Annotated in this window: 25 protein-coding genes; 24 read left to right on the plus strand and 1 reads right to left on the minus strand. The window is 39.0% G+C overall.

The features are described 5' to 3' along the window. Window positions 1-8 precede the first annotated feature (8 nt). The 22 genes from rsmG to J8L71_RS18620 all read left to right on the plus strand — a co-directional run bounded on the left by rsmG (window position 9) and on the right by J8L71_RS18620 (window position 20,544). Window positions 9-629 (plus strand): 16S rRNA (guanine(527)-N(7))-methyltransferase RsmG, encoded by a 621-nt coding sequence (gene rsmG / locus J8L71_RS17240; protein WP_058548195.1) that lies wholly within the window; start codon window positions 9-11, stop codon window positions 627-629. Window positions 630-643: 14 nt separating this feature from the next. Then, a complete protein-coding gene (locus J8L71_RS17245) occupies window positions 644-1,429 on the plus strand; it encodes a ParA family protein (RefSeq protein WP_058548196.1) in 786 nt (261 codons plus the stop codon). 20 nt (window positions 1,430-1,449) lie between these two features. Next, window positions 1,450-2,376 (plus strand): ParB/RepB/Spo0J family partition protein, encoded by a 927-nt coding sequence (locus tag J8L71_RS17250; protein WP_211001616.1) that lies wholly within the window; start codon window positions 1,450-1,452, stop codon window positions 2,374-2,376. A 142-nt stretch (window positions 2,377-2,518) separates the two neighbouring features. Beyond that, complete coding sequence (locus J8L71_RS17255) at window positions 2,519-2,899, plus strand: ATP synthase subunit I (protein WP_211001617.1); 381 nt, start codon at window positions 2,519-2,521, stop codon at window positions 2,897-2,899. A gap of 15 nt (window positions 2,900-2,914) precedes the next feature. Next, the gene (gene atpB, locus J8L71_RS17260; protein ID WP_211001618.1) at window positions 2,915-3,772 is read left to right on the plus strand and encodes a F0F1 ATP synthase subunit A; all 858 of its coding nucleotides are present in this window, start codon (window positions 2,915-2,917) and stop codon (window positions 3,770-3,772) included. Window positions 3,773-3,823: 51 nt separating this feature from the next. Further along, a complete protein-coding gene (gene atpE, locus J8L71_RS17265; RefSeq protein WP_138683981.1) occupies window positions 3,824-4,057 on the plus strand; it encodes a F0F1 ATP synthase subunit C in 234 nt (77 codons plus the stop codon). Window positions 4,058-4,099: 42 nt separating this feature from the next. Next, window positions 4,100-4,570, plus strand: coding sequence for a F0F1 ATP synthase subunit B (gene atpF, locus J8L71_RS17270; RefSeq protein ID WP_058548200.1), 471 nt, complete (start codon window positions 4,100-4,102; stop codon window positions 4,568-4,570). Between the two features lie 16 nt (window positions 4,571-4,586). Continuing rightward, complete coding sequence (gene atpH, locus J8L71_RS17275) at window positions 4,587-5,120, plus strand: F0F1 ATP synthase subunit delta (RefSeq protein ID WP_211001619.1); 534 nt, start codon at window positions 4,587-4,589, stop codon at window positions 5,118-5,120. Between the two features lie 14 nt (window positions 5,121-5,134). Further along, window positions 5,135-6,676 carry a F0F1 ATP synthase subunit alpha gene (gene atpA, locus J8L71_RS17280; RefSeq protein WP_211001620.1) on the plus strand — a complete coding sequence of 514 codons (1,542 nt, stop codon included), beginning with the start codon at window positions 5,135-5,137 and terminating at the stop codon, window positions 6,674-6,676. 60 nt (window positions 6,677-6,736) lie between these two features. Continuing rightward, entirely contained in the window at window positions 6,737-7,597 is an 861-nt protein-coding gene (gene atpG, locus J8L71_RS17285) for a F0F1 ATP synthase subunit gamma (protein WP_211001621.1), read from the plus strand. A gap of 33 nt (window positions 7,598-7,630) precedes the next feature. Then, on the plus strand, window positions 7,631-9,016 hold the full coding sequence (gene atpD, locus J8L71_RS17290) for a F0F1 ATP synthase subunit beta (protein WP_058548204.1): 1,386 nt from the start codon (window positions 7,631-7,633) through the stop codon (window positions 9,014-9,016). 13 nt (window positions 9,017-9,029) lie between these two features. Next, the gene (locus tag J8L71_RS17295) at window positions 9,030-9,449 is read left to right on the plus strand and encodes a F0F1 ATP synthase subunit epsilon (protein WP_138541934.1); all 420 of its coding nucleotides are present in this window, start codon (window positions 9,030-9,032) and stop codon (window positions 9,447-9,449) included. Between the two features lie 157 nt (window positions 9,450-9,606). Continuing rightward, on the plus strand, window positions 9,607-11,736 hold the full coding sequence (locus J8L71_RS17300) for a winged helix-turn-helix domain-containing protein (RefSeq protein WP_211001622.1): 2,130 nt from the start codon (window positions 9,607-9,609) through the stop codon (window positions 11,734-11,736). Between the two features lie 233 nt (window positions 11,737-11,969). Next, a complete protein-coding gene (gene glmU / locus J8L71_RS17305; protein WP_211001623.1) occupies window positions 11,970-13,334 on the plus strand; it encodes a bifunctional UDP-N-acetylglucosamine diphosphorylase/glucosamine-1-phosphate N-acetyltransferase GlmU in 1,365 nt (454 codons plus the stop codon). Window positions 13,335-13,822: 488 nt separating this feature from the next. Next, the gene (locus tag J8L71_RS17310; RefSeq protein ID WP_211001624.1) at window positions 13,823-15,031 is read left to right on the plus strand and encodes a hypothetical protein; all 1,209 of its coding nucleotides are present in this window, start codon (window positions 13,823-13,825) and stop codon (window positions 15,029-15,031) included. A 4-nt stretch (window positions 15,032-15,035) separates the two neighbouring features. Then, window positions 15,036-16,085 (plus strand): histidine kinase, encoded by a 1,050-nt coding sequence (locus J8L71_RS17315; RefSeq protein WP_211001625.1) that lies wholly within the window; start codon window positions 15,036-15,038, stop codon window positions 16,083-16,085. After that, a complete protein-coding gene (locus tag J8L71_RS17320) occupies window positions 16,069-16,857 on the plus strand; it encodes a LytTR family DNA-binding domain-containing protein (RefSeq protein ID WP_211001626.1) in 789 nt (262 codons plus the stop codon). The genes J8L71_RS17315 and J8L71_RS17320 overlap by 17 nt, the downstream gene beginning before the upstream one ends. 277 nt (window positions 16,858-17,134) lie before the next feature. Further along, window positions 17,135-17,725, plus strand: coding sequence for a hypothetical protein (locus J8L71_RS17325; protein WP_211001627.1), 591 nt, complete (start codon window positions 17,135-17,137; stop codon window positions 17,723-17,725). A 5-nt stretch (window positions 17,726-17,730) separates the two neighbouring features. Further along, window positions 17,731-18,426 (plus strand): ABC transporter ATP-binding protein, encoded by a 696-nt coding sequence (locus tag J8L71_RS17330; RefSeq protein WP_149605245.1) that lies wholly within the window; start codon window positions 17,731-17,733, stop codon window positions 18,424-18,426. Next, window positions 18,426-19,640, plus strand: a complete 1,215-nt coding sequence (locus tag J8L71_RS17335) for an FtsX-like permease family protein (RefSeq protein ID WP_211001628.1) — start codon at window positions 18,426-18,428, stop codon at window positions 19,638-19,640. Before J8L71_RS17330 ends, J8L71_RS17335 begins: the two co-directional genes overlap by 1 nt. After that, on the plus strand, window positions 19,633-20,403 hold the full coding sequence (locus tag J8L71_RS17340) for an outer membrane lipoprotein-sorting protein (RefSeq protein ID WP_211001629.1): 771 nt from the start codon (window positions 19,633-19,635) through the stop codon (window positions 20,401-20,403). Before J8L71_RS17335 ends, J8L71_RS17340 begins: the two co-directional genes overlap by 8 nt. A 12-nt stretch (window positions 20,404-20,415) precedes the next feature. Continuing rightward, entirely contained in the window at window positions 20,416-20,544 is a 129-nt protein-coding gene (locus tag J8L71_RS18620; RefSeq protein WP_282098404.1) for a hypothetical protein, read from the plus strand. 49 nt (window positions 20,545-20,593) lie between these two features. Here the strand turns inward: J8L71_RS18620 and J8L71_RS17345 are convergent, their stop codons facing one another. Then, window positions 20,594-21,436: a LytTR family DNA-binding domain-containing protein gene (locus tag J8L71_RS17345; protein ID WP_211001630.1), complete on the minus strand. Its 843-nt coding sequence runs from the start codon at window positions 21,434-21,436 to the stop codon at window positions 20,594-20,596. Window positions 21,437-21,580: 144 nt separating this feature from the next. Here J8L71_RS17345 and J8L71_RS17350 point away from each other — a divergent pair, with 144 nt between their 5' ends. Continuing rightward, window positions 21,581-22,810 carry an acyltransferase family protein gene (locus tag J8L71_RS17350; protein WP_211001631.1) on the plus strand — a complete coding sequence of 410 codons (1,230 nt, stop codon included), beginning with the start codon at window positions 21,581-21,583 and terminating at the stop codon, window positions 22,808-22,810. Between the two features lie 83 nt (window positions 22,811-22,893). Beyond that, window positions 22,894-24,687 carry a choice-of-anchor I family protein gene (locus tag J8L71_RS17355; protein ID WP_211001632.1) on the plus strand — a complete coding sequence of 598 codons (1,794 nt, stop codon included), beginning with the start codon at window positions 22,894-22,896 and terminating at the stop codon, window positions 24,685-24,687. Window positions 24,688-24,932 lie beyond the last annotated feature (245 nt).

The raw sequence follows: 24,932 nt of genomic DNA on the forward strand, positions 1-24,932 counted from the left end.
GGTACACTGTGTTACAGCAACAATTAACTACATTGTTAGCGCAAACTGATATTGCGCTAACAGAAAAACAACAGCAGCAGCTAGTTCAATATGTTGAGTTATTAAACAAATGGAACAAAGCTTATAATTTAACCTCTGTACGCTTACCTGAAGAAATGATGGTTAAGCATATTATGGATAGCTTAGTTGTTGCTCCTCATTTACCCGGTCATCATTATATTGATGTTGGTACGGGCCCTGGTTTACCAGGTATCGTTTTAGCTATTGCATTGCCTGATACACAATTTGTATTACTCGATAGCCTAGGTAAGCGCGTTCGCTTTTTAATGCATGTTAAACATGAGCTTGGTCTTGATAACGTAACCCCTGTTCAGTCAAGAGTTGAAGAATATCAGCCAAGTGTTAAATTAGATGGCGTACTCAGTCGTGCATTTGCTTCATTACAAGATATGGTTGACTGGTGTTCGCACTTAATTGATCATTCAGGTAAATTTATAGCACTTAAAGGTGTGTTTCCTAGTGAAGAGCTAGAGTCGTTACCTAAAGGTGTTAAGTTTGAGCAAAAAATTGCATTGGAAGTACCAAAGTTAGATGCACAACGACATTTAATTATTCTTTCTAAAGACTAGGGATCAGAGACACTGTGGCAAAAGTCATCGCATTAGCAAATCAAAAAGGTGGAGTGGGTAAAACTACAACCGCCGTTAATCTCGCTGCATCTATGGCTGCAACGAAACGTAAAGTGCTGTTAATTGATCTCGACCCGCAAGGCAATGCGACAATGGGAAGTGGCGTAGATAAGTACGGCGACGTACCTACTATCTACGATTTACTCATAGAAGATAAGCCCATTGAAGAGGTAATAATTAAAGAAACCTCTGGCGAATACCATATGATTGCTGCAAATGGTGATGTAACCGCTGCAGAAGTTAAATTAATGGAATTATTTGCACGCGAAGTTCGCCTTCGTAATGCACTTGAAAAAATTCAGGACCAGTACGAATTTATTTTTATCGACTGCCCGCCCTCTTTAAATATGTTAACCGTTAACGCTATGGCCGCTGCTGATTCTATTTTAGTGCCAATGCAGTGTGAGTATTATGCTTTAGAAGGTTTAACTGCATTAATGGACACCATTACGCAACTTGCCAAGTTGGTTAACCCTAACTTAAAAATAGAAGGCATACTTCGTACTATGTACGATCCGCGTAATCGTTTAGCTAATGACGTATCAGAACAATTAAAACAACATTTTGGTGATAAAGTATACCGCACTGTAATTCCACGTAACGTTCGATTAGCAGAAGCGCCAAGTTTTGGTGCACCAGCTATGTACTATGACCGAGCATCAAGTGGCGCTAAAGCATATTTAGCACTTGCGGGTGAAATGTTGCGCAGAAAAGAAAAAACAGCGTCCGTTGTCGCCTAACTTTGAGGTAAAAAAATAAAATGTCTGCTAAAAAACGAGGTTTAGGCCGAGGACTCGATGCACTTTTAAGTTCGTCAAAACCTGCACCAAGCGTAAGCAAGGATCAAGACACTACACCTGTTACTGAAACTGTACAAAAAGCAGTAGAAGTTAATAACAGCGAACTACAAAAATTGCCTATCGAGTTTTTACACTCGGGTAAATATCAACCACGTAAAGACATGTCTGAAGAGGCGCTTGAAGAATTAGCCAGCTCTATTCGCTCACAAGGCATTATTCAGCCAATTGTTGTGCGCCCAGTTGCACAAAATAGTTATGAAATCATTGCCGGTGAACGTCGTTGGCGAGCGGCGCAAATTGCAAAGCTTGAAAGTGTACCTTGTATTATCAAAGATGTGCCAGATGAAGCGGCTGTTGCTATTGCGCTTATTGAAAACATTCAGCGCGAAGATTTAAACGCAATGGAAGAAGCAGTTGCACTAAACCGCCTACTTAATGAATTTGAACTAACACATCAGCAGGTAGCTGATGCTGTTGGTAAATCGCGTACAACCGTAACTAATTTACTACGTTTAAATAATTTAAATAGCGATGTAAAAATTCTGTTAGAACATGGCGACATTGAAATGGGGCACGCACGTTGTTTATTAGCCCTAGAAGGTGAATCACAATCAGATGCCGCGCGTTTAGCTGTTGCAAAAGCACTCACGGTTCGTGAAACTGAAAAACTGGTACGTTCTATTTTAGAGCCGGCACCAGCAAAAGAAGTGGTAGCGAAAGACCCTGACGTGAAGCAGTTAGAACAACAGCTTGCTGAAAACCTAGGTGCCAAAGTTGAAATAAATTACAACAAAAAAGGCAAAGGCAAGTTGGTCATTTCTTACACTAATTTAGATGAGCTCGACGGTATTTTAAACCGCATCAACCACGACAATACCCAGCATTAGTTTTCTACATGTCCAATAAGAGACATTTGTAGCTATTTTGTGTTACAAAGCGTCTACTCAAGTTGCAAAACTGGCAGGATTAAGTATAATTTCGCCAGTTTTCACACCCTAACAATTAGAACGCCATAAAGGTTAACTAAACGTGACTAATAAGTTAGCAAGACCTTACAGGCTTGCCGCATTTAAATTAATTTGTCTACAGGGTATCGTGGCTTTAGTAGCTGCAGTTATTATTTTTATTGGTTGGGGAGCAAGTGCCAGCTTATCAGCGTTAGCTGGAAGCAGCGTTGCAATACTCCCTCACCTAGTATTTGCGCTTTATGCATTCAGATTTATGGGTGCAAGCCAAGCAAATCAAGCGTATACCTCGTTAAAACGCGGTAACGGATTAAAATTTATGCTAACAATCGTATTGTTCGCACTGATACTCAAGTCAACCACGGTAATATTAATGCCGTTTTTTTGTGTTTATGTATTTGTGTTGTTTACAGGATTGTTCGCACCCGTTTTTTTTAAACATTAACTTTTGGGATATAACATGGCTGCAGAAGAAGTTACTATATCAAGCCATATCCAGCATCACTTAACAAACGCTAAGATGTGTATGACCGACTCTGGTCTTGCCTTCAACAAAGCGTGTGCAGACAGTGGTTTCTGGACATGGAATATAGATACCCTCGCATGGTCAATCGGACTAGGTCTATTATTTTTATGGACTTTCCGTAGTGCCGCAAAAAAAGCACACATAGGTGTGCCTGGTAAATTTCAATGTTTTATTGAAATTATTGTTGAGTTCGTTGGTGACAACGTACGTGACACTTACCACGGTAAAAGCAAATTAATTGCTCCATTAGCCTTAACAATCTTTGTTTGGGTGTTCTTAATGAACCTAATGGATTTAATCCCTGTTGACTTCTTGCCTGCACTTGCTGGTCTTGTTGGTGAACAAGCCTTTGGCATGGATTCACACGACGTATACATGAAAATTGTACCAACCACAGACATAAACTTAACAGCAGCTTTAGCTATTGGTGTGTTTATTCTGATGATTGGCTACTCTATTAAAATTAAAGGGGTTGGCGGCTTTATTAAAGAGCTTACACTTCACCCATTTAGCTCTAATAGCAAAGTAGCTATGATTTTCTTAATTCCTTGTAATTTATTACTAGAAACAATCGCTTTAGTGTCTAAGCCTTTCTCGTTAGCACTGCGTTTATTCGGTAACTTATACGCTGGTGAATTGATTTTCATACTTATCGGCGCAGTTGGTTTAATGCAACTTCCGTTGCACTTTGTTTGGGCTGTATTCCATATCTTAGTAATCGTGTTACAAGCATTCGTATTTATGATGCTAACCATTGTTTACCTAAGCATGGCAAGTTCAGATAATCACTAATTTATACACTTTTTATATTTAACTTTAACAATTGAAACTTTGGAGAAAAAAATGGAACTAATGATCGGTCTTAAGTACATCGCAGTTGCTTTACTTATCGGCTTCGGTGCAATCGGTACTGCAATCGGCTTCGGTAACATGGGTGGTAAATTCCTAGAAGCATGTGCGCGTCAGCCTGAGCTTGCACCTTCATTACAAGTTAAGATGTTCATCCTAGCTGGTCTAATCGATGCGGTAGCAATGATCGGTGTTGGTATCGCAATGGTAATCCTGTTCGTACTTTAATTTAATTTTTTGAACAGCTTACTATTTTAAGGAGGAGCGGTCGTGAATATAACAGCCACTCTTATCGGTGAATTAATTGCGTTTACGGTGTTTGTACTATTTTGTATGAAATATGTATGGCCACCACTTAATGATGCAATTGAAGCTCGCCAGAAGAAAATTGAAGATGGTTTAGCTGCCTCTGATAGAGCCGAAAAAGACTTAGAACTTGCGCAACAAAAAGCTGCAGAACAGCTTAAAGATGCAAAAGCTCAAGCGGCAGATATCATTGAACAAGCTAAAAAGCGTGCCGTGCTAATTGTTGACGAAGAAACTGTTCGTGGACAAGAAGAACGTGAAAAAATTATTGCTCAAGGGCACTCTGAAATTGAATCAGAGCGTAACCGTGTGACAGAAGAGCTACGTAAGCAAGTAGCAACACTGGCTGTGGTTGGCGCAGAGAGAATTTTAGAGCGTGAAATCAATCAAGCCGCACATAGTGACATCGTTGAAAAACTTGTCGCTGAGCTGTAATTAGGAGGGTATGAGCATGTCTGAATTGACTACTATCGCTCGCCCATACGCTAAAGCGGCTTTTGAGCTTGCCGTTGAAAAAGGCACAATTGAAAGCTGGAATGACATGTTGTTCTTTGCAGGCGAAGTTGCCAGCAATGAGCAAGCATCAGCCATTTTAGCTGGATTGCCTACTGCTACTGCACAAGCTGAGTTATTTATTAACATATGTGCAGAGCAGCTCAACGAACAAGGTCAGAACCTAGTGAAGGTGATGGCTGAAAATGGACGTTTGATTGCACTGCCTGAGGTTGCTCAGTTATTCGCTGCTTTTAAAGCAGAGTATGACAAAGAAATCGATGTAGATGTGATTTCGGCAACCCCTCTTGCTGCACAGCAGCAAGAGTCATTGGTAGCGACACTTGAAAAACGTTTCGCACGCAAAGTTAAGCTGAATTGTAGTGAAGACGCTGCAGTAGTTGGCGGCCTTATTATTAAGGCGGGTGACACTGTAATCGACGGCTCAGTACGCGGTAAATTAAACCGCTTAGCCACAACACTACAATCGTAATTGGGAAAAAGAGCATGCAACTTAATTCCACTGAAATTTCAGATCTGATCAAACAACGTATTGAGCAGTTCGAAGTTGTAAGTGAAGCTCGTAACGAAGGTACAATTGTATCTGTTACTGACGGTATCATCCGCATCCACGGTCTTGCTGACTGTATGCAAGGTGAAATGATTGAGCTTCCAGGCAACCGTTATGCTATCGCACTAAACCTTGAGCGCGACTCAATTGGTGCAGTAGTAATGGGTCCTTACGCTGACCTTACTGAAGGCGTAAAAGTATACACAACTGGCCGTATCTTAGAAGTTCCTGTTGGTGCTGGTTTACTTGGTCGTGTTGTAAACACACTAGGTGCTCCTATCGACGGTAAAGGCGCTTTAGATAACGACGGTTTTGAACCTGTAGAAAAAATTGCACCAGGTGTAATCGAGCGTCAATCTGTAGATGAGCCAGTACAAACTGGTTACAAATCTATTGATGCTATGATCCCAGTTGGTCGTGGTCAGCGTGAGCTTGTAATCGGTGACCGCCAAACAGGTAAAACTGCACTAGCAATCGATGCAATCATCAACCAAAAGAACACAGGCGTTAAGTGTGTGTACGTAGCGGTTGGCCAAAAAGCATCTACTATTGCTAACGTAGTACGTAAATTAGAAGAGCACGGTGCACTTGCAAATACTATCGTAGTTGTAGCATCTGCTTCTGAGTCTGCGGCACTTCAGTACTTAGCACCGTTCTCGGGCTGTACTATGGGTGAATACTTCCGTGACCGTGGTGAAAATGCATTAATCGTATATGATGATTTATCTAAGCAAGCAGTTGCTTACCGTCAAATCTCATTACTACTTAAGCGTCCACCAGGTCGTGAAGCATACCCAGGTGACGTATTCTACCTTCACTCTCGTCTTTTAGAGCGTGCATCGCGTGTAAACGCTGATTACGTTGAAAAGTTCACTAACGGTGAAGTGAAAGGACAAACTGGTTCATTGACGGCATTGCCAATCATTGAAACTCAAGGCGGCGACGTTTCTGCGTTCGTACCGACAAACGTTATCTCTATCACCGATGGTCAGATCTTCTTAGAAACTGACTTATTCAACTCAGGTATCCGTCCGGCAGTAAATGCTGGTATCTCGGTATCGCGTGTTGGTGGTGCTGCACAAACTAAAATCGTTAAGAAACTAGGTGGCGGTATCCGTCTAGCCCTAGCTCAGTACCGTGAATTAGCTGCGTTCTCGCAGTTCGCGTCTGACCTTGATGATGCTACTCGTGCTCAACTTGAGCATGGTGAGCGTGTAACAGAGCTAATGAAGCAGAAACAGTACGCACCAATGTCTGTTGCTGATATGTCTTTGTCGTTATTTGCAGCTGAGAAAGGCTATCTTAAAGATATCGAAATTCCTAAAATTATGGATTTCGAAGCAGCTTTACTTTCTTACGCAAGTAGCACATACGCAGAGCTTGTGGCTCAAATCAATGAAACTGGTAACTACAACGCCGAGATCGAAGCGCAGCTTAAAGAACTTCTAGAGAAGTTCAAGTCTACGCAAACTTGGTAATTTAGTTATTAATGGTGCGCTTTAGTTTACTAAAGCACACCTTGATTCGGAGAGAGAGTCATGGCCAGCGGAAAAGAGATTAAAAGCAAGATCGGGAGTATTAAAAATACTCAAAAGATCACTAGCGCAATGGAAATGGTTGCTGCGTCTAAAATGAAAAAGGCGCAAGAACGAGTGGCTTCAAGCCGTCCATACGCTGACAAATTACGCAAAGTGATTGGTCGTGTTGCTCAAGCAAATCTTGATTTTACTCACCCGTTCTTAGAAGAACGTGAAGTAAAGCGAGTTGGTTATATTGTTATCTCTACTGACCGTGGTCTATGTGGCGGCTTAAACTCAAACGAGTTTAAAAAAGTTGCATTAGATATTAAAGCATGGAAAGAAAAAGGTGTAGACGCAGAGTTTGCAACTTTAGGCAGCAAAGCTGCTGGTTTCTTTCAACGCTTTGGTGGTCAAGTGCTTGCTAAAAAAGCAGGCCTAGGAGATAAACCTTCAGTACAAGACGTTATTGGTCCTGTAAAAATAATGCTTGATGCATTCTCTGAAGGTAAAATTGACCGTTTATTCCTGGTATATAACAACTTCGTTAATACCATGAAGCAAGAGCCAACAATAGATCAGTTACTCCCTTTGCCAAAAGCTGAAGAAGAAGTATCTGCCCACACATGGGACTACTTATACGAACCAAACCCAGAGGCTATCTTAGAGTCTTTGTTAGTACGTTTCGTAGAGTCTCAGGTATACCAAGGTGTGGTTGAGAACGCTGCCTCTGAACAGGCTGCCCGTATGGTTGCAATGAAAGCTGCAACAGATAATGCCGGCGACCTTATGGATGAGTTACAGCTTGTTTATAACAAGGCCCGCCAAGCGGCAATCACACAAGAAATTAGTGAGATTGTTTCTGGTTCAGCCGCAGTTTAATGCTTCAGGCAAAGATTAACGAGAGGAATAGACATGAGTTTAGGTAAGGTCGTCCAAATTATCGGTGCCGTTGTGGATATTGAGTTTTCTCAAGACAACGTGCCAGCCGTATATGACGCGCTAAAAGTAACAGATGGCGATTTAGCTGGTTTGACTCTAGAAGTTCAACAGCAGCTAGGTGGCGGTGTGGTACGTACTATCGCACTAGGTACTACAGACGGTTTACGTCGTGGTGCTTCAGTATCAAACACAGGTGAAGCGATTCAAGTTCCAGTTGGTAAAGCAACGCTTGGTCGTATCATGAACGTACTTGGTGAGCCAATCGATGAAGCTGGCCCAATCGGCGAAGAAGACCGTATGTCTATTCACCGTGCAGCGCCTTCATACGAAGAGCAATCAAGTTCAGTTGAGCTTTTAGAAACTGGTATCAAGGTAATCGACCTTGTATGTCCATTTGCTAAAGGTGGTAAAGTTGGTTTATTCGGTGGTGCCGGTGTAGGTAAAACCGTAAACATGATGGAACTTATCCGTAACATCGCAATCGAGCACAGCGGCTACTCAGTATTCGCAGGTGTTGGTGAGCGTACTCGTGAGGGTAACGATTTCTACCATGAGATGAACGATTCAAACGTACTTGATAAAGTATCGCTTGTATACGGTCAGATGAACGAGCCTCCAGGTAACCGTTTACGCGTAGCGTTAACAGGTCTTACTATGGCTGAAAAGTTCCGTGACGAAGGTCGCGATGTACTTTTCTTCGTAGATAACATCTACCGTTACACACTTGCTGGTACAGAAGTATCTGCACTACTTGGTCGTATGCCATCAGCGGTAGGTTACCAGCCTACACTAGCTGAAGAAATGGGTGTGCTTCAAGAGCGTATCGCTTCAACTAAGACAGGTTCAATTACATCAATCCAAGCGGTATACGTACCTGCGGATGATTTAACGGATCCATCTCCAGCAACTACCTTTGCTCACTTAGATGCAACAGTAGTACTTTCACGTGATATCGCATCACTTGGTATTTACCCAGCGGTAGATCCACTTGATTCATCTTCACGTCAACTTGATCCATTAGTAATTGGTCAAGAGCACTACGATACAGCACGTGGCGTTCAAACAGTTCTTCAGCGTTACAAAGAACTTAAAGACATCATTGCAATCCTAGGTATGGACGAGCTTTCTGACGAAGATAAGCAACTTGTATCTCGTGCACGTAAAATCCAACGTTTCCTATCTCAGCCATTCTTCGTGGCAGAGGTGTTTACAGGTGCGTCTGGTAAATACGTATCACTAAAAGATACAATTGCTGGCTTTAAAGGCATCTTAAGCGGTGAATTTGATGACCTTCCAGAGCAAGCGTTCTACATGGTTGGCTCTATCGAAGAAGCTCAAGAAAAAGCTAAAAGCATGTAATTAGGAGGGTAGTATGGCAGCTATGACTGTACATCTTGACGTAGTAAGCGCAGAGCAGAGTTTGTTCTCTGGTCTAGTTGAATCGATTCAAGTATCTGGTAGTGAAGGTGAGCTTGGTGTTAATGCCGGCCACGCCCCACTACTAACTGCCCTTAAACCTGGTATGGTACGTTTAGTTAAGCAGTTTGGTGAAGAAGAACTCATCTACATTGCTGGCGGTACACTAGAAGTTCAACCGAACATAGTAACCGTACTTGCTGATACAGCTGTTCGTGGTGAAGACCTTGACGAGCAAGCTGCAGAGCAAGCTAAACGTGACGCAGAAAGCCAAATGGCTAATGCGTCAGCTGCTGAATTTGATTATCAAAAAGCAGCTATGCAACTAGCGGAAGCTATTGCACAACTTCGCGTAATCCAACAATTACGTAAGTAAGCCTATCCGGTTTTTAAAAGCCCACTTTATGTGGGCTTTTTTGTGCTTCATTGATGACTCCACCTAGCTTTGCTGATAATCTAAAAAACATTAAGTAGTTAGTTTTAATAATTAAATTACATCAAATTATTAGCTATAAGGACGTAGTGAACCACCAATGAAACCGTCAAATTTTTCAGAATCAATAGTAGAAGTTAAGTTTGGAGCATGGTGTTTAAACCCCAAACAGCAAACTATTAATGATGGTGTAATTGAAAGAGAATTAGAACCGCTACTGTTTAAAATTCTCTGTTACCTTATTCTCAATAAAGAGTCGATTATTACCCGCCAAGACTTAATTGACGACGTTTGGTGTCAACATTATGTTGACGATAATGCTATAAATCGAGCTGTATCAGAACTCCGGAAAATCTTAAAGTCCCCTAACCAAGCTGCTTTAGTTATCAAAACTCATTATCGTAAAGGGTATAGTTTTCTCCCTAATGTTGAGTTTGTAGAAAGTGGTTATCAAAGTGTAACTTCAAATTTAGTTTATGAGCACGTTGCTAAAAAATCAGCTGTTCTGGGGAAAAAAAAATACTTACCTTGGATATTCGCCTTAATAGTCGTGCTGCTAGTAAGCGCCATAACAGGTGTATATAAGTTGACAGCTAAAAGTAATGGGGTACAAGTCACTAATAAAAGCTATCAAGAAGAAGTATTATCCATGAAAGAAGGGATGCATACTTTTCTCTCTCTTTCACCCAATGAGAAAAGTTTAGTTTTTACACTTATAAAATACGAAACCTCAGAGTTCATTTTAATCAATAAAGAGCTTGCTACGGGAACGGAAAAGCTATTAATAAAACCTGGTTATGAAATATATCCAGTTGGTTGGTCACATAACAATAATGAGATCATCTATTGGCAAAGTAATGGTCAGGATTGTCAGGTATTTATTGTTGATAGTAACTTTGCTGGCGAGAGTAGGTATTTGTTTGATTGCTCACATTTACCTTTTTCTGGAGAGAGTATTAATAATACTAACCTCGTATATTCTAAATTTGGTTATCGTAATCGGGATGAGCTTGCTGTATTGATGAATCGCGACCTCCTAACAGGTGAAGAGTATCAAATAAGCTCTCCGAATCTAAACTCTTACGGTGATAAATTTTTAGCGCATATAGAAGGTAAAAATAAAGTAGTTTTTGAACGGCATCAATTTGGTTTTAGTGAGTTGTACATTACAGGTATTGAGGGTGGAGCTCAAACTCATCTGTATACGACTAAAAATCGTATCTGGACATTGAAGTATAACCAAGAATTAGATTCATTACTTTGGTACGACAATGTAGACAACATTTTATTTCAGTACTCTTTATCTGAGCAGAAATTATTAAGTAAAACATCAATGCAAGGAGTGTCAACTTACTCTATGACCCTACCTATTAGTCCTTATAAAATCTTAGCCTTTCAATATCCTTACGATGCAGATATTAATAAAATTGATTTAAATAATTTCAACTTATCTGATACAACGATTAGTACTCCGTCAATAAGTCAAATACTCCCGCAATTAACGAATAATGGGGATATATTTTTTCTTAGTGGAAAAAATAATATAGGGGCTGATCGTACTTATAAATTGCAAGCTCTGGATGAAGCCACAAACACTATAAACACAAAATCGAGTATTGCTTTTAATCTGTTATTAAGAGTGTCACGAGATGGTGAAGAGGCATTACGAGTCACTACAAAGGCAATAGAAATTCACGATACTGAGCTTATTAATTTAAAAGACTCTATTCAGGTGAATGGTACTTTTGTTAACACTGAGTTTTTAATAAATAAAAATATAGGTTTTATTGTGCGTGGTAGTCATTCTTCGAGTAATTCATCCTATGTCTATGATAGAACAACAAAGAAGAGTGTTATATTGCCAATAAGTAATGCTGTGTGGTTTGATCAACTATCGACTACACAATATATATTTCTTTCTGCACAAAACAAGCTACAAATTTTTGATAGTTGGAAAAATAAAGTCATTACCGAGCTTGATTTAAATCCAGTGAAATATAGGCATTCTCTATCGTTAGATGGCAATAAACTCTTTCATTCAGATGGTATAAATGTTTTCTTATATGATTTTAGTTTAGGTTTTAATACTGCTCCCCAGGTTATTTACAAAGGAGAAAACTCAAGGGTAATAAGAAGTATTAATTATAACGAAGCAGTTAATTCTCTATTTGTCGGTTTGATTTCGTCACATAACAATAAAATATTTGAAGTAACTCAGGTTAAAAATTAAAGCTAGATAACGCTTTGAAATTTAAGATAATAGGAGTCATTCAAAATATTTTACTTATATCCTTCACCAATCCTCGCTACAATAACGCCATACAATTAAGTCTATTTTTTCAGTCAAGATTCAGTGCTAGTAAAATAAGCTACTGAGTATTTGCACAAGAAGTGATTTACGTAATCTTCTGCACAAACATAAGACTTATTTAGCTAAAACAACGAAAAAAGGAAATTGTTTTAATGGCTCTAACAACAGTAATTCTTGCTGCGGGTAAAGGTACTCGTATGCGCTCTGCTCTACCTAAAGTTCTGCATAAAGTGGCAGATAAACCTATGGTGCAGCACGTTATAGATAATGCAAAGGCACTTGGTGCAACCACCACTAACTTAGTTTACGGACACGGCGGCGAACTATTACAACAACAACTTGCCGATAATAACGTAAACTGGGTACTGCAAGCAGATCAACTTGGTACAGGCCACGCAGTAGCTCAAGCTAACCCACACATTAATGATGACGACACAGTACTTGTGTTGTACGGCGATGTACCTCTTACAAAGCAATCAACACTAGAGCGCTTATTAGCTGCAACACCTAAAAATGGTTTAGCGGTATTAACCGTTAACTTAGTTAACCCAAATGGCTACGGCCGTATGCTGCGTGAAAATGGCAAGCTTGTAGGTATTATTGAGCAAAAAGATGCAAGCCCTGAGCAGCTACTTATTAGCGAAGTAAACACCGGCATTATGGCGGTAAATGGCAAGCTTTTAAAAACATGGTTAGGTAATCTATCTAACAATAATGCACAAGGTGAATACTACCTTACCGATATCGTTGCTATGGCACACAGTGAAGGTGTAGAAATTGCATCGGCGCAGCCAGATCATGCAATGGAAGTTGAAGGCGCAAATAACCGCGTACAACTTGCAGGCCTTGAACGAGCTTATCAAGCATGGCAAGCAGAAGAGTTAATGTTAAATGGTGCCACCCTCGCCGACCCAGCCCGTATCGATGTACGCGGCAATGTTAAAACAGGCGAAGACGTATTAATTGATATCAATGTTATTTTTGAAGGCAGTGTTACCCTTGGTAATAATGTACAAATTGGCCCTAATTGTGTACTTAAAAACTGTACCATAGGCGATAACGTTGTTATAAAAGCAAATACCCTAATTGAAGGTGCAAGCGTAGCGGCTCAATGTACGCTAGGCCCATACGCCCGCTTACGCCCAGGTGCGGTAATGGAAGAAGACTCGCACATTGGTAACTTTGTAGAGATGAAAAAAACACGCTTAGGTAAGGGTTCTAAAGCAAACCACTTAAGTTACTTAGGCGATGCTGAAATTGGCGAAAAAGTGAATATAGGCGCAGGTACAATTACCTGTAACTACGATGGAGTTAATAAAGCAAAAACCATTATTGGTGATAACGCCTTTATTGGTTCAAATTCATCACTTGTTGCTCCTGTAAATATTGGTGCTACAGCAACAGTTGGCGCTGGCTCTGTTATTACCAATACCGTGGCGGATGATCAGCTAGCTGTAGCACGTGGCAAGCAACGTAATTTAGATGGTTGGAAACGCCCAGTTAAAAAGCTTTTTTAACAACTTTCTAAGTAAAGACTGTATTTGCTATTCTTTTACGCTGCGTTATCGTACTTATTATTTACATCAAAAAATAGGTACGTTTTTAAGTAACATCTTATGTTAATGGGTACAAGGTAAGCTATTTTTAGTAATAAGCGGAAATATTGCAAAATACTCAGTTCCTCCATGGCATGCTTTAATTCAGAATCAAATGGAGTTAAATGTACAGGTGGCCGAGATTTAATTCTAAGCAAGCCTTTTTAGCCGTTGTTTTACAAATATGACTTTAAATTACTAGGTATATTATTATTCTTTATTTATAACTTCCTCTTTACCCATCATGGCTCTTAAAAGGCACCAAATATCTTTATAGCCGCTCATAAGCTGTTTTTACCAAATAGCCTTATCTGTCATTATTTCCTTTTATCCTCCTATAAAGCCACCCATCGCCTCATTTACCAAGCTCAATTTATCGTTATACAATTTTTGCAGATCAGGAGGATAATATGAAAATAATATTGGGTGTCGTTTGCAAAATATATGTGCTGTTCGTGATGATTATATCTTCAGTGAGTGAAGCAAAACAGTTTACAGAAAAATTACAGTTTGATAGTCAAATTCGTATTAATGGGCAAAATATAAAAGGGACGAATCAGGCAATTTTTGCAACTAAAAATACTTCATCTCTTTTCTCGGCTCTAGATTTAAGTTTAGAAGGTGAAGGGTTGCGTTTTGCGGCAACTGCTAACGTATATAAAGAAGGTGGGACGAGTGAAACCGATTTTACTATTTCAGAAGCGTTCTATGATTTTAGTACTGAAAATTGGTTTTTATCTGTAGGGAAAAAGAAGCTTGATTGGGATGTTGCCTATGGATTTAGGCCATTAGACATGTTTTCTCCAACTGACTCATTAGCGATATATACAGCAGTCCCCCCTGGTGTGTTAATGATAATGGGGGACTACTTTACTGAATCAGGAAACATCACTGTGATTTGCAATGAAACGAAACCTGATTATCTTGAACGAGGTATTAAAGTAGCACAAAGTTACGGTTGTGGTGGGCGCTATTATCAATTCTTTGATGGTTATGAAGCGCAAGCAATAGCGCACTATGACGATAAACTGGGCTTTAGAATTGGTGGAAGTACCCTTACAGTAATAGGTGATAACTTAGAATTACATAGTTCATTACTCTGGCAGCAAAACTATCGTTCGCCTAAAGTTACTCAACTGTATAAAAATACTTTATCTGCATATGATAATGTTGAAACAATTTGGCGCAAAGGCAGTTTGCAAGCTTTAGTGGGTTTTAACTACAGTTTCTCGATGGGGGTAACAGCTATTGTTGAGTACTGGCATGATGGCAGAGCACCAAGTGACAAGCAATGGCGAGCATTAATTGCAAATGCTAATGAAGGTGTCAAAGATCATCAATTGAGATTATATCGAGCTCACTTTGCGACACAAAATCTATTCAGAGATAATGTAATGGTGCATTTGAGAACATCTAATTCTACCTGGCAACCTTCGATGACATGGTTAACAAACCCTCAGGATAACAGTATGTTAATAAATGGTGAGCTGTGTTACTCTGGTTTTAAAAATGCTCGTCTCTGTCTCGGTTATAGGAGCTATGCTGGCGGAAGCGAAACAATATATGAGCAGCTAAGCCATCAAAAAACTGGATATTTTAGCGTCGAAATTAAGTTGTAATTTAATGCCTTTTATTAAACCATTCTCAGGATCAGAACGCTGGGTGAGTAATTTAAAGCTCGCTGTAGTCTGTATTTCACTTGGGTTACTGATTCACTTTATTGGGTGGGCTAAGTACCCTGTTATTTCAATTATGATCTCTCTTGGGGTCGGGTTCAGTATTCGCTTATGCCGTAAATGGTTAAAGCGGCATTATCCACAAATGAATCTTGCCTTGCAGTTTTTCTTAGCTGCTCTTTTTTCTTTTATTGTGTGGGGACTGACACCACTCTTACTAGGTGTTGTGAAAAGCACTGGTGGCTATATTGGTGATTTACAACAATATGTAGGTATTTTGCTGATTGGCAGTTTTATTATGGTGGTGGTGAGTTTTACATACTATCGAAGTGCACAAGCACAGAATTTAAAACAATCGTTAGCGCAAGTTGAATTAGAGCAAATAAAGAAAGATAAAGTACTGTTAGAAACTCAATTAAGGTTACTACAATCTCAAATTGAGCCGCACTTTTTATTTAATACACTCGCTAATATTCAAGCATTGATAGCTGTTGATACTAAACAGGCGAATAAGATGTTAGCCGCGCTCTCGGCTTTATTGAGACAAAGTTTAGATAGGACGAGGTCTGAGTGGTTAACCCTCGGCCATGAATTACGTTTTAATAAAGCTTATTTGGCCATACAGAAAATACGTTTAGGGGATAGACTAAATATTCACTATGACGTAACGGATAAAATAACCGATGATATTTTGTTTCCTCCAATGTTACTTCAACCTCTCATAGAAAATGCCGTTACACATGGTATAGAACAGTTAACATCGGGTGGAGAACTGACTCTATTAGTCAAAAAGAAAGAAAATAACTTATTAATACGCATTACGAATAATACACCTAATGAAGGCAGTAATCACAAAGGCACACAAGTTGGGATGAACAACGTAAAAACCAGATTACAACAATTGTATGGTGAACAAGCCAGCCTTTTATTTGATCACAGTCAGGCGGGTATTGTGACCGTTACTATGGAGGTCCCCTTAAATGTCTCACCGAGTTAAAGTTGTTATTGCTGACGATGAGCCTATTTTACGTACACATTTGAAAATGATGTTAGAAGAGGTTTGGCCTGAAATCGATATTGTTGGTCAAGCTGCTAATGGTGAAGAAGCTTTAGCACTGACCGAGACATTTACACCTAAGGTTATATTTTTAGATATTAATATGCCAGGAATGAATGGTTTAGAAGTTTCTAAAAAACTATGTGATGATGACTCACCCCCCATTATGGTTTTTGTAACGGCTTATAATGAATATGCAGTTACTGCATTTGAGAACCAAGCAATTGACTATCTTTTAAAACCTTTAGAAAAAATAAGGCTTGAAAAAACCGTACAGCGAATACAAAAGCTTTTGTCATCCGAAAACACTGAGACTAGTCAACAAACACAGTTACAGGCTATGTTCTCCCAGTTAATGCAGAGTAATAACCTAGCACCATCTAATGCGTATTTAAAGTGGATTAAAGCAAGTAAAAACAATCATATATATATGATTGATGTTGATGAAGTGGATTATTTTATCGCCGACAATAAATACACCGAAGTTACTGCTGGGCAACAGAAGCATTTAATAAAAACATCTATTACTCATTTAGAAAGTGAGTTAGAGCCTGATACTTTTTGGCGTATTCATCGTAATTGTATTGTTCGAGTTGATACTATTGATCATGTATCTAAAGATGATTTAGGTCATGTTTATATATACTTGAAAGGGAGAGATGAAAAGCTTTCTGTGAGTAGAAAGTATCACCATTTATTTAAGCAGATGTAACAGAAAACATAACCAACCATTATTGAAGCGGATTTAATACTGTAGAAGAGGTAAATCATGATTTACCTCTTTTTTGATTGTATTAAGTGCGCTCTATATCACTATCATAATTCAACTTACTAATTTTATCGTTCCCCCTTAAAAGGACTATAAAGTATATTCATCATTACTATTTCCCGTTTATCTCCCTATTCAACCGATTATCGCCTGCCTAACATTCTATGGTGGTTGTTTCTTAAGATATGTTCATCAACAGAAACAATACAGGATAACGATAATGAACCAATTTTCTACGATTAAAAACATGCTTTTAGGCATTGTATTAGCAAGCTCTTCAGTTACTGCAAGTGAAATCCCAGCGCATGTTATTACAGCATATCAACAGGGACTTACTGGATCCCAAGAGCAAAATCAACTTGCTGTGAACGCGCTTTCTGAACTCAACAATAAAGCATCAAATCCCGTTGTTTTAGCTATGTTAGGAAGTGCTGAAACAACGCAGGCACGATACACCAGTCAACCTTGGCAAAAAATGAAATTCGCAGAAGCCGGCATTGCTAAATTAAATAAGGCAATTAAACAAGTTAAAGAAATGCCATATCCACTTAAAGCAAGCGTTTATGTGACTGCTGGCTGTACCTTTGCGCAGGTACCAAAAATGATGAATCGTGCTGAATATGGCGCTCATTTATTAAATCAAGTATTGGCCAATAGTGATGGATTTTCAAAGTTAGATAAACAGCTAAAACAATCAACTTATAGATGTGCCGCATTGGCTGCAAATAAATTAGAAGATCAAACTAGAGCGAAATTATTCATCGAAAAGTCTGACGCTCTAGAGCGCCTTTCAAAGGCTGAAAAAGGATAATTGTAATGCTTAAATTTTCGAACATTGTTAAGTCTTACAAGACTGGAGAAGTGGTCGTCGACGCATTAAAAGGCGTATCTGCTGAGATAAAAAAAGGGGAAACTGTTGCATTATGTGGCCCTTCAGGCAGCGGGAAATCAACACTTTTAAACATTTGTGGCTTGCTTGACGATGACTATAAAGGTGAAATTTGGCTTGCAGGTAAAGCAGTCTCAAAAGATAAAAAAGTAATGACACAAATTCGTCGTGAAAAACTAGGGTTTATCTTTCAGAGATATAATTTGATCCCAGTGATGTCTGTTTATGAAAACGTGGAGTACCCACTTTTAATGCTTAATATGAATAAGCGAGAAAGAATGGATAAAGTTGTTGATATTATTAATAAAGTTGGTTTAAAAGATCATATATCTAAACGCCCAGATCAATTATCAGGTGGACAACAGCAGCGTGTTGCTATTGCTCGAGCATTGGTTAAGCGACCTGAGATTGTGATTGCGGATGAACCTACCGCAAATTTAGATACATCGACCGCGAATATGGTCATTGATCTGATGCGTGATTTAGGCAATGACCTAGGCTGTACCTTTATTGTAGCAACACATGACCACCGTATGACAGATCGCTGTCATCGTGTTTTAAATCTTGCTGATGGTAATTTATCGGCATTTAATCCATATGAAACTCATAGGAGAGCAGGATAATGCGTTGGATCTCATTTGCATTTTTTAACGTTTGCCGAAATGGTAGGCGTTCATTATTCACAATATTAGTTGCTACAGTTGCCGTTGCCGCTATTTTAACGACGAGTGGTTTTGCCTTATTTACTTATCAATCACTGGCAGAAAAAGCGGCTAGAGATGAAGGTAACTTTATTATTACACATCAAAAATTTCTTAAAGCAGAAGAAGATATACCGCTACAATATGGTTTATCTGATATTGAAAAGTTAATAGCTCAACTTGAAACCGACGAAGACATTAAAAGTGTATTGCCACGCATAAACTTCAATGGTCTTGTATCTAATGGTGAAAAAAGCTCCATTTTTATTGGTCTGGGTGTAGATCCCGAGGAGTTTATGGTTAAAGGGCCTTTTTTAACAATGTTAGAAGGTAAGGCATTATCAAATTTTGATAATGAAGGTGAAGCAGAAGTTGTATTAGGTAAGGAGCTAGCACGCAACTTAAAGGTGACAGTGGGTGATTATATTACGCTCATGTCGACAACGACAGATGGTGCGTTAAATGCTATGGATTTTACAATAAGGGGTATTTATACGACAGGTGTGCCAGATTTAGATAAGCGACAGCTTTATGTGAAGCTATCAGATGCGCAATCATTGTTATATACCGAGAAAGTCAGCTCATTGTCGGTTTACTTATTTGATATAAGTAAAACACAACAAACAGTTTTAGATTATCAGAAGCGAGACCAGTCATTGGAGTTTACACCTTGGTGGGAGCGCGCATTCTATTATCAGTCAGTAAAAGATCTTTATAACCGTATTTTTGGCCTGTTAGGTGGGATTATGGTGTTACTTGTATTCTTCTCAATTTCAAACACGATGGCGATGACTGTCAGTGAAAGAACCCGTGAAATAGGGACTGTATCGGCAATGGGCTCTTATCAATGGGAAATTATTCGTAACTTTGTATTAGAATCAAGCATGATAGGGTTCATTGGCGCGGCGTTAGGTATTGTTGCATCTGCCTTCATTGCTTGGGGACTGGTTTATTTAGGTTTAGAAATGCCACCACCGCCGGGTAGCAATCAGGGTTACCCTTTAACCATTACTTTCTCATGGGAAGTAGCAGGTATTGTATTACTTACTATGGTATTGGTATGTGTATTAGCGGCACTAAAGGCTGCATATAAAGGCAGTTCAAAATCAATTACAGAGGCGCTAAGTCATGTTTAAATTTAAAAATATTATATCTATTTGTGCGCTGTTGCTTATTTCTGTATCAGCTGTTGCGCAAACTGTAAATGAACAATACGAAGGTGGATTTGATCTGCAAGCAGCTCTTGTCAACGTTGATGCTTATCGAAGTGAAGCAGAGTCAGTAAAAATTTCGGCAACAGTCAGTGCATATAATAAAGGGAAGCTAAAAAGTGAAAAGCAATACGATGTTTATTCATCTATCAATAAACAATCACTTGTTGTTTTTAAAACGGCTTCAGAGCAAGGACAAAAGGTCTTGATGAAGGAAAATGATTATTGGATGTTCATGCCGAAAAGCCGACGACCAATACGCATAACCCCTTTACAAAAATTATTGGGGGAGGCATCACTGGGCGATATTGCGACACTTAGTTGGAGTCAAGATTACGATATAGAGTCTTATGAAACGAATGAAGCTGTCATAGTGTTTAATTTAACGGCTTATTCAGAAAAGGCGAGCTATCAAAAAATTCAACTTACCGTTGATAAAGCCGATTTATTTCCATTGCAAGCAGAGTTGTATCTTCGTTCTGGCAAACATGCCAAAACGGCTACCTTTGAAAGAGGTGATAGAAACAACAAAGTTAAAGTGATTTCTATGTCGTTAATCGATCAAATGCAGCCAGGTAAAAAAACAGTGATTGCTTATGATGAAATTAAGCCAATTGATGTACCGCAAAAGTTATTTAATCCGCAAATATTAATTCGCAGTGATTTAAATAGCCTTTTAACTGAGTGAAAGGCTAAAAACTTGGAACTACAGTTAAATGAGCATCAAATCGATATTTGGCAAACCTCTTTAAGTTTGTTTGAACAAAATAATGCGCTTTCAGATCTTGACTTACAGTTAAGTGTGTCAGATAAGCTGGTGGCCAACTAAACTTGGCCACTGATTTTAGTGTAAGCCATTATCGCTTGTTTGACTTGTATTATTGCAACGTTAGTTTAAATTGCTCTTTATAACGTCTAGATAAGTTTAGTACTTTACCTGTGGTTAATTTAATTTCACTGTCGCCGCTGGGTAGTGGTGTAATGGACTCCACTTTATCGAGTTTTACGCCATGGCTGCGGTGAATTCTACAAAACCCCTGCTTTTCAAGTTGTTTGCTCAATGTTGTAAGTGTTGCCCTTAACGGATATATACGTGAGCCTATATGTAGGTTTACATAATTACCCGACGATTCAAGCCAATCAACATCCTCTATTTTTATAATGAATTCCTTACCGAGCTTTTTAACTAATAAGCGGTTTATGGTCGATGTTGTTTGTTGCTCACTTTCTTTAATTGAAGAGGCTTCACCTAGTAACTGCTGCACCACATATTGATATACTTTGATAAGTACGATGAAAAACACAAAGCTTATAGCGTCTTTCTGGTATTCATAAATAAGTTCAAACCAACTAAGTCCAAAGTCGTAAGACCCATCATTCAACAAATATATGAATTTACGAGCCCCTACCATAATACCAACGTGTAACACGCTAAATATAATAGAGGCACCAAAGTACATACATAAGGAAGCCGTAATATTTTGCCAATTAAAAGGTAAGCGTCTTAAAAGCCAAATTAAAATAGGGAATATAAGTAAAGTACTCAAGGCACTTGAATACTCCCAGACAAATGGCTCCCACATTGAAAAAGTTAAAGCGCCTCCTCTTTGGGCTTCCATTATTTGGGTTGTAGCGTTTACGGTATTATTAATTAATACGTAAGCACACAGTAATACTGATGCGTAAATGCTTTGAAAACGTTGAAAGTGTTGTAGGTTCATAAATGTGTTCTTATTGCTGACGTGGCACGCTTATCCCTGTATACCACCTTTTATCACTATTGCCTGTAATATAAGCACTTGTAGATAGTTTTAGCGAGAGCTTTAGGTATGAATAACGCATAAAATTCATAAAGTAGTAAAAGCATGAACACTCAAACACACCAACCTTCATTAGTTAATTCGCGTAAGTATTATCTTGATTGGCTTAGGGTAATCGCATTTGCGTCGCTAATTTTTTACCACATAGGCATGTTGTATAGCGAAAACTGGGGATTTCATTTTAAGAGTAATTATACATCGCAATATATTGAATATTTAATGCTGGTGTTTTCACCTTGGCGGATGTTGCTCATTTGGTTTATATCGGGCGTAGCACTGCGTTTTATGATTGATAAAGTAAGCGGCTTTAAGTCTTGGTTATTGCTCACTTTAACTCGTTCCATTTTTTTACTATTACCCTTGCTGGTGGGGTTATGGTTAATAGTGCCTTTACAGCTGTTTGCAGAAATGTCACAACAAGGTGTTATTAATATTAGCTACTGGCAATTTTATTTAGCTTTTATAGAGACGAACAATACGCTTTTTATTAATTATCAGTCTGGTGTGTGGCCGAATGTGGATGTAAATCACTTATGGTATTTGCGCTCGTTGTGGCAATTTATGCTGATCATTATTGTTTTAACTTTTTTTGCACGCTTGCCCTTTATTGCGCCTTTAAAAGTATTTGTTAAAGGCTGTGTGTCATTTGGGCTTTTAATTACTTTACTTATTGTTGCCGTACTATTTACAAGACATTATTTAACTGGCGATTCAATTAGAGAGACTAACGGCTTAATACTGTTACTCGCAGGATACATACTCGCTAAAAACACTTACTTTTGGAACTGCTTAAATAAAAACTTGGTAGTACTGGCTTTGAGTTTTGCGATTTTGTTCGTACTTATAATATTAAGCTATCAAAAGGCGTTTACTCTTCCTCATTTTATTTTAAGCGGTAGCTACAATATTCAACGTGTTGTAGGTGTATTTTTTGTACTTGCGCTCGCTCACCGATTTTTAAATTTTAATACCTACTATTTAAAGCAGCTCAATGCATGGGTGTTTCCCTTTTATTTATTGCATCAAAGCATTTTGATTATTTTGTGTTTTTTACTACAGCCTTTAAGTTTAGGGTCTGTTGCTGAACCATTCATCATTATTTTAGGGACTTGGTTTTTTTGTGGTGCTTTTACATGGGGTATAACACGCGTTGATGTATTTAGACCTTTTTTAGGAGTTGCAATTAAACGAGAGTATTCCTCGACGGTAAAAACGATTGGCTATACGGCCGCTTTAATTTTAATTACTCCGCTAGCGTATAAGCTAATTACTTAGACTAAGAGGCTGTATTAAAACTGCCATAATCTTGTCATGCCTGTGTGTTGATATTTAGCAAATACAATACTAAGGAAAATCACATGTTTAAAAAATCAATTATTGCGCTGTCGCTTATATCTGTTCTTACTGGTTGCTCACTAGATGGAGATGACGGCCAAGACGGCACGCAAGGTATTCAAGGAGAACAAGGTACAGCGGGTCAAAATGGTACTAACGGCACCAATGCAAATTCGGCGTTAAATATAAGCTTAGTCGGCAGAGCCGTACTTAATGCTCAAAGTCCTGAGGGGGCGGCTGAAATAGTGGCTTATCAAGCATCTAAAAAATGGATTTACGCTATTAATAGCTCTGGTGATGAAGCAGTAGTGAACATTATACCCGCCGATACGTTTGATACTGCCGCACTCGTTCAAGATAACGAAGGAATAGTGAATGCAACTAACCTTACATCAGCAATTACCCTTACCTTAAATGATAGCACCCCAGGCGATGCGAACAGCATAGCAATAGATGAAACTAACCAATTACTGGCTGTTGCAATGGCTGCTAAAACCGTAGGCGAAGCGGGTCAAATAGCGTTTTACAATATTAGCGGCGATACACCGGTGTTTATTAAAAATGTAATGGTCGGCTTTTTACCAGACATGGTCACATTTAGTCATAATGGGGCAAAAGTAGTTGCTGCTAATGAGGGCGAACCTAACGGCGATTACAGTATCGACCCAGAGGGCTCTATTAGCGTTATTAATATTGAAAATGGCGTAATTGCCGATACGGCCAGCAATATTGATTTTACTGCATATAACAATCAACAAACCGAGCTTGAAGAGAAAGGGCTAGTTTTTGCCAACCCCACAGGGCGAACAATTAATGGAAATGAAATAAATACAACAGTTGCCATGGACCTAGAGCCTGAGTACGTCAGCATTTCTAAAGATAACAAATATGCCTATATATCAATTCAAGAAAATAACGCACTAGCTATCGTTAATTTAGAAGATAACTCTCTTGAACTAAAAGGGTTAGGATTTAAAGGTTGGTCTAACTTGCAAATAGACGCATCAGATAAAGACGGCGGTGTTAATTTTAAATCATACCCTGGCTTATATGGAATGTATCAGCCAGATACTATCTCAAGTTTTAGCTGGAAAGGCGCAAACTTTATAGTGTCGGCAAATGAAGGTGATGCACGTGAATACTTCTTTGATACAACAGACGAAGCAGACTGCATAGCAAAAGGTGGTCTAGATTACGATGAAGATGATGGTTGCCTTGCATACATAGATGAAAGCCGTGTTGAAGATTTAACCCTTGCTGCTAATTTTGATTACTTAAATAACGACGATAACGATATTGGTCGTTTAAAAGTAAGTACAGTAAAAGGTGATGCTAACAACGATGGGCAGTACGAATCGCTTTATGCCTACGGTGCACGGTCGTTTACCATTTGGGACAGTAATGGGCTGGTGGTGTTTGATTCAGGCGACGATATAGGCCGTATAACTGCATCTGTACATGGCGAAGCCTTTAATAATAATGAAGATGAAAACGAAGGTGACACACGCTCAGATGATAAAGGCGCAGAACCAGAAGCGCTAACAATAGGTACCATCGGCGAACGCACTTTTGCCTTTATAGGTCTTGAGCGCATGGGCGGGATTATGGTTTACGATATTACCAACCCTTACGATGTGCAATTTGAAGATTACTTTTATAACCGTGGTGTAATAGAAGGGGCAGATATAACCGGCGACCTTGCACCCGAAGGCATGGTATTTGTACCTGCCGAACAAAGTGCGACAGGCGAGCCACTGCTTATAATCGGTAATGAGATCTCAGGTTCTATAGCTGTATGGCAAATTGCAGCAAATTAAAACCAACAAAGCAGTACAGCGATTACTAAATGTACTGCTTTTTCTAACGCGCAAATATTAGCTGTAAAATAGCGACTTAACATGCGCGTTTTTTAATCTAAAATCAGCCCGCAGGCCTTTATTTGTATGCGTTTCATACTAAATTCATTTATTTGTCAAAAAGCTGAAATAAAACATTGACCCCTGCTCGAATCTCCCTATAATGCGACCCCACTGAGACGGGAAACGCCGACGCATAGCAAGGT

The organism is Pseudoalteromonas sp. MMG007, from assembly GCF_018100985.1.
Classification (GTDB): domain Bacteria; phylum Pseudomonadota; class Gammaproteobacteria; order Enterobacterales; family Alteromonadaceae; genus Pseudoalteromonas.

Coding starts and splice junctions, on each gene's coding strand:
- J8L71_RS17250 (WP_211001616.1), top strand. CDS start 1,450: ATGTCTGCTAAAAAACGAGGTTTAGGCCGAGGACTCGATGCACTTTTA.
- atpB (WP_211001618.1), top strand. CDS start 2,915: ATGGCTGCAGAAGAAGTTACTATATCAAGCCATATCCAGCATCACTTA.
- atpE (WP_138683981.1), top strand. CDS start 3,824: ATGGAACTAATGATCGGTCTTAAGTACATCGCAGTTGCTTTACTTATC.
- atpH (WP_211001619.1), top strand. CDS start 4,587: ATGTCTGAATTGACTACTATCGCTCGCCCATACGCTAAAGCGGCTTTT.
- atpA (WP_211001620.1), top strand. CDS start 5,135: ATGCAACTTAATTCCACTGAAATTTCAGATCTGATCAAACAACGTATT.
- atpG (WP_211001621.1), top strand. CDS start 6,737: ATGGCCAGCGGAAAAGAGATTAAAAGCAAGATCGGGAGTATTAAAAAT.
- atpD (WP_058548204.1), top strand. CDS start 7,631: ATGAGTTTAGGTAAGGTCGTCCAAATTATCGGTGCCGTTGTGGATATT.
- J8L71_RS17295 (WP_138541934.1), top strand. CDS start 9,030: ATGGCAGCTATGACTGTACATCTTGACGTAGTAAGCGCAGAGCAGAGT.
- J8L71_RS17300 (WP_211001622.1), top strand. CDS start 9,607: ATGAAACCGTCAAATTTTTCAGAATCAATAGTAGAAGTTAAGTTTGGA.
- glmU (WP_211001623.1), top strand. CDS start 11,970: ATGGCTCTAACAACAGTAATTCTTGCTGCGGGTAAAGGTACTCGTATG.
- J8L71_RS17310 (WP_211001624.1), top strand. CDS start 13,823: ATGAAAATAATATTGGGTGTCGTTTGCAAAATATATGTGCTGTTCGTG.
- J8L71_RS17315 (WP_211001625.1), top strand. CDS start 15,036: ATGCCTTTTATTAAACCATTCTCAGGATCAGAACGCTGGGTGAGTAAT.
- J8L71_RS17320 (WP_211001626.1), top strand. CDS start 16,069: ATGTCTCACCGAGTTAAAGTTGTTATTGCTGACGATGAGCCTATTTTA.
- J8L71_RS17325 (WP_211001627.1), top strand. CDS start 17,135: ATGAACCAATTTTCTACGATTAAAAACATGCTTTTAGGCATTGTATTA.
- J8L71_RS17330 (WP_149605245.1), top strand. CDS start 17,731: ATGCTTAAATTTTCGAACATTGTTAAGTCTTACAAGACTGGAGAAGTG.
- J8L71_RS17335 (WP_211001628.1), top strand. CDS start 18,426: ATGCGTTGGATCTCATTTGCATTTTTTAACGTTTGCCGAAATGGTAGG.
- J8L71_RS17340 (WP_211001629.1), top strand. CDS start 19,633: ATGTTTAAATTTAAAAATATTATATCTATTTGTGCGCTGTTGCTTATT.
- J8L71_RS17345 (WP_211001630.1), bottom strand. CDS start 21,436: ATGAACCTACAACACTTTCAACGTTTTCAAAGCATTTACGCATCAGTA.
- J8L71_RS17350 (WP_211001631.1), top strand. CDS start 21,581: ATGAACACTCAAACACACCAACCTTCATTAGTTAATTCGCGTAAGTAT.
- J8L71_RS17355 (WP_211001632.1), top strand. CDS start 22,894: ATGTTTAAAAAATCAATTATTGCGCTGTCGCTTATATCTGTTCTTACT.